This is a genomic window from uncultured Veillonella sp. (genome assembly GCF_963551295.1).
GTDB lineage: Bacteria > Bacillota > Negativicutes > Veillonellales > Veillonellaceae > Veillonella.
This window is the reverse complement of record NZ_CAUVFT010000001.1, coordinates 1-13523: the sequence shown is the minus strand read 5'-3', so window position 1 is coordinate 13523 and position 13523 is coordinate 1. Positions and strand designations below refer to the sequence as shown.

The 13523-nt window shown below is 37.2% G+C and carries 9 protein-coding genes and 1 CRISPR repeat array; of the genes, 8 read left to right on the top strand and 1 reads right to left on the bottom strand.

The features are described from left to right. Positions 1–331: 331 nt before the first annotated feature. The 3 genes from RYO55_RS00045 to RYO55_RS00035 all read left to right on the top strand — a co-directional run bounded on the left by RYO55_RS00045 (position 332) and on the right by RYO55_RS00035 (position 3484). Positions 332–1396 (top strand): ATP-binding protein, encoded by a 1065-nt coding sequence (locus tag RYO55_RS00045; protein ID WP_314983570.1) that lies wholly within the window; start codon positions 332–334, stop codon positions 1394–1396. A gap of 293 nt (positions 1397–1689) precedes the next feature. Then, positions 1690–2556, top strand: coding sequence for a sigma-70 family RNA polymerase sigma factor (locus RYO55_RS00040; RefSeq protein ID WP_314983568.1), 867 nt, complete (start codon positions 1690–1692; stop codon positions 2554–2556). A 319-nt stretch (positions 2557–2875) separates the two neighbouring features. Continuing rightward, complete coding sequence (locus tag RYO55_RS00035) at positions 2876–3484, top strand: hypothetical protein (RefSeq protein ID WP_077707853.1); 609 nt, start codon at positions 2876–2878, stop codon at positions 3482–3484. A gap of 675 nt (positions 3485–4159) precedes the next feature. Here RYO55_RS00035 and RYO55_RS00030 read toward each other — a convergent pair. Then, positions 4160–5578: a sodium:solute symporter family protein gene (locus tag RYO55_RS00030; RefSeq protein ID WP_314983566.1), complete on the bottom strand. Its 1419-nt coding sequence runs from the start codon at positions 5576–5578 to the stop codon at positions 4160–4162. A gap of 510 nt (positions 5579–6088) precedes the next feature. Here RYO55_RS00030 and RYO55_RS00025 point away from each other — a divergent pair. From RYO55_RS00025 to csn2, 5 genes are all read left to right on the top strand, one after another. Further along, positions 6089–6664 (top strand): TonB-dependent receptor, encoded by a 576-nt coding sequence (locus tag RYO55_RS00025; protein WP_314983564.1) that lies wholly within the window; start codon positions 6089–6091, stop codon positions 6662–6664. 435 nt (positions 6665–7099) lie between these two features. Further along, positions 7100–11296 (top strand): type II CRISPR RNA-guided endonuclease Cas9, encoded by a 4197-nt coding sequence (cas9, locus tag RYO55_RS00020; protein WP_314983562.1) that lies wholly within the window; start codon positions 7100–7102, stop codon positions 11294–11296. Positions 11297–11324: 28 nt separating this feature from the next. Continuing rightward, positions 11325–12200 (top strand): type II CRISPR-associated endonuclease Cas1, encoded by an 876-nt coding sequence (gene cas1 / locus RYO55_RS00015; protein ID WP_314983561.1) that lies wholly within the window; start codon positions 11325–11327, stop codon positions 12198–12200. After that, positions 12190–12510: a CRISPR-associated endonuclease Cas2 gene (gene cas2 / locus RYO55_RS00010; RefSeq protein ID WP_314983560.1), complete on the top strand. Its 321-nt coding sequence runs from the start codon at positions 12190–12192 to the stop codon at positions 12508–12510. Before cas1 ends, cas2 begins: the two co-directional genes overlap by 11 nt. Beyond that, on the top strand, positions 12507–13181 hold the full coding sequence (csn2, locus tag RYO55_RS00005; protein WP_314983559.1) for a type II-A CRISPR-associated protein Csn2: 675 nt from the start codon (positions 12507–12509) through the stop codon (positions 13179–13181). The genes cas2 and csn2 overlap by 4 nt, the downstream gene beginning before the upstream one ends. A gap of 64 nt (positions 13182–13245) precedes the next feature. Then, positions 13246–13479: direct repeats of the CRISPR family, unit length 36 nt; unit sequence GTTTGAGAGTAGTGTAATTCTGTAAACCTCTAAAAC. Positions 13480–13523: the final 44 nt, after the last annotated feature.

The window sequence follows — 13523 nt, the reverse complement described above, 5'->3', positions numbered from 1 at the left end:
AGTAACAATTTAATATACTTTACATGCAAATGACGTGCTATACCTTTTGGTAAGCACGTCATTTTTAAAATATATAGATTAAATATATGGCTTATCATATATAACTTATATAACTATGTCTTATATGATATGTTGATATCAAACGTATATGAGAATAAAGTAATCATAAGGCCTTTTATGATAGTAAGGCAATACGTATCACATGAAAGCTCTGATTTGATGGGTAAAAAAATTAACATAAAAAAAAGCTATGTTAACTATATGAAAAAAATTTTAATAATGATTTAAAATTATGATATAATAATTTTCGTAAATAGTTGGAGGTGAGTATATGAATTTTGTGGGACGTGCTGAGATTATAGAGAGTATCCAGTCCCGTATTGCATTGGGCCAAATGAGTTTATGTGTTGTATATGGTCCTCATCGCAGTGGTAAATCCTATGTGGCTTCGCAGCTTGTACGCCGTCATAAGGCGATATACTTGGCGGGGCGCATGGCCAATGAATCAGTCCATGTGGCTGATATAAATAGAGCTCTTGAGGCACGTTTTGTTCCTGCTGATGCTCAAGACAAGTTTGAGCCTGTAGAGACCTTGCATGAGGCCTTTGTAAGGCTTTTTGAAAGCAGTGTGAAAATACCTCAGACTGTGGTGATTGATGATTATCCATTCTTGGTGGAAGCAGTTCCTCAGTTTCCCATTCACTTGCGTGATTTATTAGATACCTATAAAGATACGAGCCGATTAAACATCATTTTGATGGCTAATGGCATGGAACAGCTCGATGGCCGCATCATTGGCAATCGCAGCCTTATCGGACCTTTCGTGTCCGAATATCTCGAGGTGAAACCATTTTCCTTGGTTGATATGAAATCCTTGGGCCTTCATTATGCAAAGGATGATTTGCGCACCGTCTTTGCTGTAACAGGTGGTTTGCCTGCCTATGTACAATATTTTGATAATGGTGAAAGCATCGATACGAATATTATTAATTTGTTCTTCTCAGTAACGGGAGCTCTCTTTGAAGAAACACAGTATATCTTGCATCGAGATATGAAAAATATAACCGGTGCCAATGCCATTTTAACGGGTCTTGCTAGATTGGAAAGACCGTACTACGTGGAGCTTTTACAAGAAAGCCAAATTAAAAGTGGTACGTTCACATCTCGTTTGAACGATCTCATCTCTATGGGGCTCGTGGGCCGCATTCAGGCAAGTAACCGTGGGAACGCGAAGTACGCGGATTACCATTTCACGAATAGTATGTTCCATTTCTGGTACCGCTATGTATATAAATACTGGGGCGACATCGTGCGCGGTTATGGCGCTGATGTATATTATAATCATGTAAAACCGCAGCTAAAGGACTTTGTTCAAGCCGCGTGTATTGCGATGTAATCAGACAATTTCAGATTGAATACTATTACTTAAAGATGGAATACTATTACCCAATGATAGTATATATTTCCTCTAAAAAATGACACCACATTGTGTATGTGGTGTCATTTTTAGTAATAATATATTTTCAGCAATTACCCTTTGAATCTCATACTTATGGTGTACTATGGATGAAAATTAAGGCTCCAATATAACAGAATATAGGGAAATTCCGAGGAATTGCCGATTTGTCAAAACACTCTTTCCGCGGTATTGTGTACATAAGCGCTATGCCATGGCAGGAAAGGGGATTTATGTTATATACCAACGAAGAACCTTTAGTACAAAGAACATGTATTAAAACTGCAAACTTACAACATGACAACTATCAGTCAAAAAAATTAGAAACACAGGCATTACCATCTCATTCTTTATTATCGAAAGCTGATGAGTCTAGCCGAAGTATTCCAGAGAAATTGAAATTACAGACCCTCGTCTGTGGTCATCAGGTCTTATCGTCCTTGTCGGACAAGAGTCTCGTGTCCATTTGTCAAAAGCCGAATATGAGGATTCAGACGGTGGGCTATCAGCCGTGGTCCGTTGACGAGCTTCGTCATGATGCGGCACAAATCGAGCTCTGTCGCAGGTATCGACCGCTCATCTTGCACTATACGAATCGCATGGGAAACCGCGAATTCCGCGAGGACGTAGAAAGCTATCTATGGGCGATCCTCATAGAATCGATTTATAGCTTTGATTTGGACGGACCTGTACCATTCGCAGGCTTTTTGAAAGCTGGCATCATGTACGGTTACATGCGGTACTGGAAGCGTGAACGATTACGTTATCGCCGTGAAATTCACATCCCAGATCGCACTACCGATGATGGAGAAGTCGCCTTTGGTATGGATATCTTCGCATCTGGCGAGAATGTGGCGGATATGGTGATGAGTGCCGACGAAGAGCATAGGATACGAGCACGTCTAGTGTGGGCTTTAGGCAGACTATCTCCTGATCAACGGGACCTACTGCGCCGTGTCTATGGTGAGTGTCAAAGCTTGGTATCGGTTAGTGAAGAGTTGAACTGCAGCCGCCAAGCCATCCAACGGCGTCACGAACGAGCCATTCGAAAGCTGCGTAGATATTTGAGTACGGACTTTGAAGACTTGCGTGTGCATTAGTTATTATAATTTAATTTCTTATTTATATTCTATATATTGCATATTTCTTTTAATCTCAATTAACGAATATACATAAAATATGCAATTCTCAATTTAAATGAGAAAATAATGACACATCAAGGTATAGTTAACTTTTACAAGATCATAAAGTCTTTAATTATACGTAAATTTCTATAGTTTTGTATATATATTTACAAATTATACAGGCTGATATACAATAAGGTCAGTAGCAGATTAAAGCATGCTAATCTGCTTTCACAGAACACGTGTTCATTGTATTGTTGAAAGGAATGTTCCTGATCAGATTGGAGAGGATTCCATGGCAATAGATGATAAACCAACAGATTTGATGGCCGCTCGGCTATCTAAGGGAGAAGATTTGGATTTGATTTACACGAATCCAAAGAATCACATTGTTTGTTTTATTCCTACCTATCAACCTAGTGGTGGGGACAGTACGAAGTGCTATTTTGTGGATGGACGCGAAGAAATGGTCCATCTGCCGATGCGAACGATTACGCGAGAGCTGGCGATGCAGGAAGGGCTGAGACCCAATTACATCATGACCAGCGATGGTCGGCGCAGCAGCTATACCGCACCTAAGACTTATGGTCCGCATCTAACCTTTGCGCATATTAAATGTCGCCGCCCTATCGGCAAGGACGTGGTGTATGGCCTCTTTAACGTGGCTATACCCTATGAATATATCGTTACGGAAGGTCCAGAACCGGATACGAGCTATATTCATGTGGCGGACTTTGCACCGATCTTGGTGTACCAATCCCCGCGTCATGTCAAACACAAACTGAATGAAGCGATGCTAGAACACTGCAACTACGTTCGAAAAATGCTAGCCCGTATCAAACTCAGCCAAAACCCTCAAGTCGTGGCCGAACTATTTATCGCCTGGAGAGACCTAACGAGATAATTCGTTGGATGGTGAAAGTAGAAGTAGGAGGGTGGAGAGAAATCTGGAAAAGGAGGATAGGCGTATAAGAAAATAAACAAAAATGCGGAAGCAGTAAATATGAATATTAGATACTAAAATTAGGGGGCTGTTTTGTTACAGCCCCTTTGCTACATTTATCTATATATTTCTATTATTCATTCCTTATTGTATCGCATATTAGTTCGTTCTATAATAGACTTAGGATAGTTAGATGAGGTTGGCCTCTCTTCGTTTTTGAAGGGAGGGATAAGCCTATGAGTGATTATGAATTAATCATGCTCTTATTACAGGTGATAACTGTGGTTATCGCTTTTGGAGCATTAATAGCGCTTATTTGTCTTACAAAAGACAAATAGCCCTTCATTTCCACTAATCTGGAGATTAGTATAAAACGAAAAGGCCATTTCTCAAAATCTTATATTTTCCGAGATGAGCCTGACGTAGCTACTCGTCTGACTATCTTCTTATATTATAGTAAGGTTATGATATATCGTCAAATTATGATGAACACGTGTATGGCATACAGTTTGATGATGTTGTTGTAACATAAGGAAAACTCCTATTGACTTTCACCGATAGGAGTTTTTGGTTTTATAATTGTAATTTTATAGTACTTTTAGGTCTATTACTAAGTTACAGATTATAACAAGCTGCTTATATCTCTTTTATATCATCAGGTATAGCCGGAGGAGCCGGTGGTTTACCCATAGATCGTTCAATGAACAGCACAGCCACAAAGACGATGAGGCTGACGATGGAACCGAAGATGATGGACATGATGCCATATGGGTTGCCAACGAATTCCCAGTACACGCCTGCGATGGAGCCGAGCACGATGGACCAAATGCCGGCGCCAGCTGTTGCATTTTTCCAAGTGAGGCCAAGTAGAAATGCAGCGAATGGGCCAGCGGATCTCATGGTGAAAGCAAATACGAGCATCGGAATGATGGCTTTGCTTACGAGGGAGATGATGATGGCGATGATGCCGAGGAATAGCACGCACAGACGGCTGTAATTTGTGAGCTGAGCGTCAGTGAGGCTTTTACCAAAATGATGTTCCACAATATCCTTGGTAAATACAGTAGCGGCGCCTAAGAGGTCGCCTGCGCCTGATGAAAGCGTAGCCGACACGACCGCAGCCATAACGAAGCCTGCCATTACAGGAGGCATGAGGTTAAGCGCTACCGTTGCCACCGCATTGTTCGCTTCGATGTTCGGGAATTCAGCCAATGCTACGAGGCCTAAAACCGCAGGAACAAAGGCGAAAAGAGCCATGATAATACCACAAATGATAGAACCGAGAACGGCCGTTCTTTCATCCTTCGCTGCAAAGTACCGTTGTACGGATTCTTGGCCGGTGGAGAAGGTCATGAAGTACATAATGATGAGGCCGATGATGGTTTTCCAACCAACCTTCGTAAACCCTAACTGTTCAGGCGGCAATTTCGCCACTACCGATTCCCAGCCGCCCACATTGTGCAATACGAACGGCACCGCGAGGGAGAAGCCCCCAACGAGGACGAAGAAATGGATAACGTCCGTCATCGTAACGCTCCACATACCGCCGGACATGGTGTAAATTACGAGTACCGCGCCGCAGATGAGGATGGCGAGCTCTGTTGAAAGCCCTGTGAGAACGCTAATAATGGTTGCGGTCGCCGTAATTTGTACGCCTGCTAGTGTAATCGTTGCTAGCATGGACAGAATGGAAGTAATGAGATGGCTAGACGCGCCGAAACGACGGCCGATAATCTCTGGCACTGTTGTTGCCATGGCACGCCGTAAGAGCGGTGCGATGAAAGCAACGAGGATAACACCAATCCCTGCAGATACTACGTACCAACCTGCAGATAAACCCCAAGAACCATATGCTTTCGCGGCTACACCTACGGTGCTCCCACCACCGATTTCCGTAGCTGCTAATGTGCCTGCCGTCATAAGAACCCCAATACGACGACCTGCGAGTAGATAGTCAGTACTATCTTTTACACGAATATGACAATACACGCCGACTAATAAATTCAGTAATAAATAGGCGCAAACAATAACCCAAATAATAGTCAGAGAATCCATATGACACCTCCAAAAATTTACACTATCTAGAGATTCATACTAAATCACCCTTACTACTTGCGGTGCATATATCAAGTATAGTTTAATTATCCATAAAAACTGGGGAAAATACAAAGAGGAGTTTTATTGCTTGTTGGAGAATATATATACATTGGGAATAAAAAAGCCCGTTATTAACAGGATTTTTGGAGCTTTAATAGCACTTATTTGTCTTGGAAAAGACAAATAGCCCTTCGTTATCTTAGATGATTCGATAACTGAAAGGCCATTTCTCAAGATTTTCTGTTTTTAGAGATGAGCCTGACGTTACGATTCGTCTGACTATCTACCTATATTATAGGGGTAAAGATTTATATCGTCAAATTGAGATAAATCTTATAAATATCAATATAGGTAAATCCTATATACTAAATTATAAAATTATTAATCATAGGCACAGCCTTATTTGCATAGTATACTTATGTTAACAAGGTTGTGCTTATTTTATAGAGAGAATTTAGGAGAGAAAATATGAAAGCAAAACATATGGTTATGGGGCTTACGATAGCCTTACAATTTGTTAGTGTGTTTAATTATACTGCAGATGCGAGTTGGTTAAGTAAAACTTGGGAACGTCTAGAAACAAATGCAGCTAAACAATCTTATGATTGGCCGAAAGCCGAACAATATAGACATTATAGTATTGGTCAGTATGTAGGTGAGAGATTGCCACAAGAAGAACTTATGGTGCTTGGCGTTCCATTAGGTAGCACTTTTGATGCGGTGAAAGCCAGTCTAGGCCAGCCAACAAAGGAAACAAGATATGGTCTATCCTATGGTGGTGTAACCTTTGGTAATACTATATTGGGTGGTATGGATAATACTGTTACGTATATATCGATTACGAATCGTGATGCGATAACTCATAGAGGAATTGCTGTAGGAGACTCTATGAGAAAAGTCTTAAAAGTGTATGGGCGTCCAGATTACATTGATTATGATGATCGTTGGTTTTATGGATTATTACAATATAGAACTGATATGATGAACGGGATACTTTTTGAACACAAGGGGGATAAAGTAAGTAAAATTATAATCTATCTTTAAGTTTGATATAGTTAAAGTGCACCTTTATGCATTAAGTATAGAGGTGCACTTTTTTTGTACGATTGTTATTAAACCTATTATATTATGCTGCATTGATATAGATATAATATTTAACAAAATTCTGTATAAACATAAGTATTGTGAGAAAATAATGAACTTTTCTATTATTTTATGCTAGAATGAAGTTAATCATACATTGATTGGCGACTTATAGATTATAGATGCAGTTTAAATAGTAAATTTTTGCAATAAAAAATCTCAATTCCGAAGAATTGAGAGTAGGTGCCCTACGTCGGGCGGCCCGAAGGCATTGTAAATAAATTTGTATTTGAACTCGTAATGTAATTCTGTAAACCTCCAAAACTAATTGGATTACTTATAGTATAGTTAAGCTTTTGATGAATGTCAATTATTAATTTCCGAAGGAGAGCGCTTATGGAAATGCAAGCATCGAACCAACTTATTTCAAGTCATTTGAAAGATTATCCGATTAAAGATTATTTTGTGGGGCTAGATATTGGAACAAGCTCAGTAGGTTGGGCGGTAACAAATAAGTCATATGAGCTACTAAAATTTCGCTCTCATAAAATGTGGGGCAGCCGTTTGTTTGATGAGGGAGAATCCGCTGTAGCACGTCGTGGATTCCGGTCTATGCGTCGTCGTTTAGAACGTCGTAAATTACGCTTAAAACTATTAGAAGAATTGTTTGCTGATGCTATGGCGCAGGTGGATTCTACATTCTTCATGCGTCTTCGTGAAAGTAAATACCACTATGAAGATAAAACGACGGGGCATAGTTCAAAACATATTCTATTTATTAACGAGGACTATACTGATCAAGATTACTTCAAAGCGTATCCTACTATATATCATTTACGTGCAGAGTTAATGAAAGATGGTACTGATGATATTCGTAAGTTATTCTTGGCAGTACACCATATTTTAAAGTACCGTGGTAACTTCCTCTATGAAGGTGCAACATTTGATTCTAACGCTTCTACACTTGATGATGTTCTTAAACAAGCCTTAGAAAATATCACCTTCAATTGTTTTGATTCTACTACTGCAATTGGTTCTATCGGTCAAATCCTTATGGAGTCAAGTAAAACAAAATCTGACAAAGCAAAGGCCATAGAACGTCTTGTTGATACATATATAATTACTGATGAAGTGGATACTTCTGGTAAAACTCAAAAAGAACAGGTCAAGGAGGATAAAAAAAGACTTAAATCATTTGCTAATTTGGTGTTAGGTTTATCTGCGAGCCTTACTGACTTATTCGGCTCTGTAGAGGATTTAGATGAAGATCTTAAAAAGTTACAAATTATAGGGGATACATATGATGAGAGACGTGATGACCTAGCTAAAGCTTGGGGTGATGAGATTCATAGTATTGATGATTGTAAATCTGTATATGATGCTATTATTTTGATGTCCATCAAGGAACCCGGTCTTACTATTTCTGAATCTAAGGTAAAAGCTTTTAACAAACATAAAGAGGATTTAGTTATACTGAAATCTTTATTAAAGACTGATAGAAGTATTTACAATGCGATGTTCAAGGCTGATGAAAAAGGTTTACACAACTATGTTCACTATATTAAACAAGGCCGCACGGAAGAAACTAGTTGTAACCGCGAAGATTTTTATAAATACACTAAGAAAATAGTAGAGGGATTATCTGATTCTAAGGAGAAAGACTATATTCTTAGTGAAATTGATCTACAAACTTTATTGCCATTACAACGTATTAAAGATAATGGGGTTATTCCTTATCAATTACATTTGGAGGAACTTAAGACTATTCTTGATAAATGTAAATCCAAATTCCCATTTCTAAATGAAGTGGCTGATGGATATTCTGTAGCAGAGAAACTTATTAGACTGCTTGAATTCCGTATTCCATACTATGTAGGGCCTTTAAATACACATCATAATGTGGATAATGGCGGGTTCGCTTGGGCTGTACGTAAAGCCTCTGGTCAAGTTACACCATGGAATTTTGAAGATAAAATTGATAGAGAAAAATCAGCAGCTGCTTTTATTAAAAACCTAACCAATAAATGCACTTATTTGTTAGGTGAAGATGTATTACCAAAATCATCTCTTTTATATAGTGAATTTATGTTGCTTAATGAACTAAATAATGTGCGTATTGATGGAAAGCCATTCGAGACAAAGATAAAAGAGCATCTTATTGAGGCTGTGTTTAAGCAAGACCATAAGAAGATGACTAAAAATCGTATAGAGCAGTTTTTAAAAGATAACGGTTATATCTCAAAACCTCATAAACCTGAGATTACAGGTCTAGATGGGGAAATTAAAAATGATCTAGCATCTTATCGTGATATGGTTCGTATCCTTGGTGTTGGGTTTGATACATCTATGGCTGAAGAGATTATTACGAATATTACTATCTTTGGTGAAAGTAAGAAAATGTTACGTGAAACGTTGCGTAATAAATTTTCTTCGTGCCTTGATGATGAGGTTATCAAGAAGCTGACAAAATTAAGATATCGAGATTGGGGTCGCCTTTCTAAGAAATTACTAAATGGTATTGATGGCTGTGATAAGGCTGGAGACGGTACTTCTGTAACCATTATTGAAGCAATGCGTGATTTTAGCTATAACTTGATGGAACTATTAGGCGATAAATTCTCATTTATGGAACGTATTCAAGAGATAAATGATAAATTAACAGCAGGCCAAGTAGTAGATCCTCATGATATTATTGATGAATTGGCGCTTTCGCCTGCTGTTAAACGTGCGGTATGGCAAGCTTTGCGTATCGTTGATGAGGTTATACATATAAAAAAAGCGCTACCATCTCGTATCTTTGTAGAGGTAACGCGGTCTAATAAAACAGAGAAAAAGAAAAAGGATTCTCGTCAAAAACGATTATCTGATTTATATGCTGCGATTAAAAAAGATGAAGCTTTATTAAGTGGGCTAAAGGACACAGAGTTTGACGGTCTGAAATCAGGATTAGCTAACTACGATGATGCGGCATTAAGAAGTAAAAAGTTATATTTATATTATACTCAAATGGGGCGTTGTGCTTATACAGGGAATATTATAGATTTAAATTTATTAAATACAGATAACTATGATATTGATCATATTTATCCTCGCAGTCTTACAAAAGATGATAGCTTTGATAATTTAGTATTATGTGAGCGTACTGCGAATGCTAAAAAGTCGGATACGTATCCAATAGACAATACGATTCAAACTAACCAAAAGGTATTCTGGTCATTCTTGAAACATCAAGGTCTTATTAGTGAGCGAAAATATGCGCGTCTTACACGTATTGCACCTCTTACAGAAGATGATTTAAGTGGTTTTATTGCTCGTCAATTGGTTGAAACTAATCAATCAGTTAAGGCAGCCACAACATTATTGCGTCGTCTTTACCAAGGTGTTGATGTAGTCTTTGTAAAGGCTGAAAATGTAACAGACTTCCGTCATGATAATAACTTTATCAAGGTTCGCTCATTGAATCACCATCATCATGCTAAAGATGCCTATTTAAATATTGTTGTTGGTAATGTATACCATGAGAAATTTACTCGTAACTTCCGTGCATTCTTTAAAAAGAATGGAGCTAATCGTACATATAACTTAGCGAAGATGTTCAATTATGATGTAAATTGCACAAATGCTAAAGATGGAAAAGCTTGGAATGTAAAAACAAGCATGGATACTGTTAAGAAAATGATGGCCAGCAACGATGTTCGAGTGACGAAGCGTTTATTAGAACAAACCGGTGCATTAGCTGATGCAACTGTATATAAAGCTACTGTTGCAGGGAAAGCTAAAGATGGTGCTTATATAGGGATGAAAACCAAGTCTAGTGTGTTTGCAGATGTTTCTAAGTATGGTGGCATGACAAAAATTAAAAATGCCTATTCTATTATTGTTCAATATACAGGTAAAAAAGGCGAAGTGATTAAGGAAATCGTGCCATTACCAATCTATTTAACAAATCGAAATACAACTGATCAGGATTTAATTAACTATGTAGCATCTATTACTCCACAAGCAAAAGACATTTCTATCATTTATGGAAAACTGTGCATTAATCAATTAGTTAAGGTTAATGGATTCTATTACTATTTGGGTGGGAAAACTAATAGTAACTTCTGTATTGATAATGCGATTCAAGTCATTGTTTCAAATGAATGGATTCCATACCTCAAAGTGCTTGAGAAGTATAATAATATGAGAAAAGATAATAAGGATTTGAAGGCAAATGTTGTATCAACAAGAACTCTTGATAATAAACATACGATAGAGGTTAGAATCGTAGAAGAGAAAAATATAGAGTTCTTTGATTACTTGGTAAGTAAACTTAAAATGCCTATATATCAAAAGATGAAAGGGAATAAAGCAGCTGAACTATCAGAAAAGGGATATGGTTTATTTAAAAAAATGTCTTTAGAAGAACAGAGTATTCATTTGATAGAGCTTTTAAACTTATTAACAAATCAAAAAACTACTTTTGAAGTTAAGTCTTTAGGAATAACAGCATCTAGATCAACTGTGGGGAGTAAAATAAGTAATCAAGATGAATTTAAAGTGATCAATGAATCCATTACAGGATTATATTCTAATGAAGTAGCTATAGTTTAAAACGAGTGTGTTAGTATTAGGGGTTATTATGAGTTGGCGTACGGTAGTCATAGGTAGTCGTTCTAAGTTAGATTTTAAAATGAATTACATGATTATTCGCAAAGACTTTGAGACGACTAAGGTGTATATTGATGAAATATATATGCTAATTGTTGAATCTACGGCGGTGAGCCTCACCGCCGTACTACTAAACGAGTTGATTAAGAAAAAAGTGGCTATTGTGTTTTGTGATGAGAAACGGAATCCAGCCAGTGAGGTTCTTCCATTACATGGTAGTCACAATAGTAGTAAACGATGTCGTGAACAGGCTGAATGGTCTAAAGAGTTGCAAGCTTCTATATGGACAGAAATTGTACGACGTAAGATTATGAATCAAGCAGAGCTATTACAGCATCAGGAGTTAGTTGAAGCAGATTTACTATACCAATATCTTGATGAGTTGACTCTAAATGATGAAACTCAACGTGAGGGGCATGCTGCAAAAGTATATTTTAATGCTTTGTTTGGAAAATCATTTTCTCGTGAACAGGATAATGCTATTAATGCAGCACTGAATTATGGATATGCGATATTGCTTTCTGCGGTAAATCGAGAGATTTTATCGTTAGGTTATATTACTCAGCTAGGTCTTAATCACTGTAATCAATTTAATCCGTATAATTTAGGTTCTGATTTGATGGAACCGTTGAGAGGCTTTGTTGATGCGGTTGTTATCAAGTCGATACCTACAGAATTCAATCGAGATGTTAAATTGTCACTTATAGAATTACTATCTGAAGATGTAAAAATTAATGATACTATTCAGACATTTAGTGCCGCTATTCGCATTTACTGTAAAAGTGTATTTGATGCATTGCGGAATCAAGATGCTTCAGAGATTAGGTTTATAGAATATGAGCTATAGATTTATGAGAATACTAGTGATGTTTGATCTACCGACGTTGACTTCGGAAGATAGAAAAGAATATAGGAATTTTAGGAAGTATTTAATTGTATCAGGATTCCTCATGCTACAAGAATCTGTGTACTCAAAATTAGTTCTTAATACAACTAGTGCCAACATTATAATGGAACATGTACGTAAAAATAAGCCACCTAGTGGTAGCTTGTTTATGTTAACTGTTACAGAAAAGCAGTTTTCAAGAATGGAGATTGTAGTAGGAGATAAGCAAAGTGAGGTTATAGACTCAACGGAGAGGGTGCTTATGATATGAAATTGATGTATCAAGATTCTACATTAGACTTTGAAGTATCTAGTGATAAAGTAACGGTTATATCATTTGAGAATTGTAAAGTATTTCGACGTATGGTTACAGAGCTTGATATACAATGCGATGGAGGGGAAGGCCCCTGGATTTTAAATGATAATAATAAGGCGTTTAATTTAGATAAATATGGACATATAATACTTAATCCATTATATGTAGATATAAATAGTAAAGCCTTATTAACCAAATTACAAAATCAATTATCTAAAGAAGCCTTGTTGATGACAGAAGAGGTGGCAGATATTGTAAATCGTCTTCATGCTTTTTATTATTCTTTAGAATTTGGATATCCTTTATCAATCCAACATAAACTTGAGATTGGTACTGCTGAACTTATTAAGCTAGGTAGCTTTAACTTTGAGTTTAATCGTACAGGGGATATCATGGATCTCATGTCCTATATAGAAGTGGTGGATACATTATTATCTCCCATGTTATATATTATGGTAAATCTAGATTTAGTTTTAAATGATGATGAGATTAATGTATTTTATCACAACATGTTGAGCAGACAATTACGATTAGTTTGTTTAACGACAGGATTTTTTGATAAAGAAAATCTTGATAAAAGCCTTATTAATGGGTATATTTTAGATAATGATTTTTGTGTTATTTAAGGAGTATACAGAATTACACCTGGTGGTAGCCCGAGTTACTCTTGAGCCTCAAATTTAATTTGGGGTTTGAGAGTAGTGTAATTCTGTAAACCTCTAAAACATTGTTAATCCTGATTGATTCGATACCTTCGTTTGAGAGTAGTGTAATTCTGTAAACCTCTAAAACGATAAAGTCGGTTACAGCTTCAGCATTATCGTTTGAGAGTAGTGTAATTCTGTAAACCTCTAAAACTCATTACTCACGGTCTCACCGCCCTCACGTGTTTGAGAGTAGTGTAATTCTGTAAACCTCTAAAACGGTGCAATTTTATACGACACAGCCTTCAGTGTTTGAGAGTAGTG

What these genes read in the sequence shown, in the direction of transcription:
- RYO55_RS00045 (WP_314983570.1), top strand. Translation starts at nt 332, where the DNA reads ATGAATTTTGTGGGACGTGCTGAGATTATAGAGAGTATCCAGTCCCGT.
- RYO55_RS00040 (WP_314983568.1), top strand. Translation starts at nt 1,690, where the DNA reads ATGTTATATACCAACGAAGAACCTTTAGTACAAAGAACATGTATTAAA.
- RYO55_RS00035 (WP_077707853.1), top strand. Translation starts at nt 2,876, where the DNA reads ATGGCAATAGATGATAAACCAACAGATTTGATGGCCGCTCGGCTATCT.
- RYO55_RS00030 (WP_314983566.1), bottom strand. Translation starts at nt 5,578, where the DNA reads ATGGATTCTCTGACTATTATTTGGGTTATTGTTTGCGCCTATTTATTA.
- RYO55_RS00025 (WP_314983564.1), top strand. Translation starts at nt 6,089, where the DNA reads ATGAAAGCAAAACATATGGTTATGGGGCTTACGATAGCCTTACAATTT.
- cas9 (WP_314983562.1), top strand. Translation starts at nt 7,100, where the DNA reads ATGGAAATGCAAGCATCGAACCAACTTATTTCAAGTCATTTGAAAGAT.
- cas1 (WP_314983561.1), top strand. Translation starts at nt 11,325, where the DNA reads ATGAGTTGGCGTACGGTAGTCATAGGTAGTCGTTCTAAGTTAGATTTT.
- cas2 (WP_314983560.1), top strand. Translation starts at nt 12,190, where the DNA reads ATGAGCTATAGATTTATGAGAATACTAGTGATGTTTGATCTACCGACG.
- csn2 (WP_314983559.1), top strand. Translation starts at nt 12,507, where the DNA reads ATGAAATTGATGTATCAAGATTCTACATTAGACTTTGAAGTATCTAGT.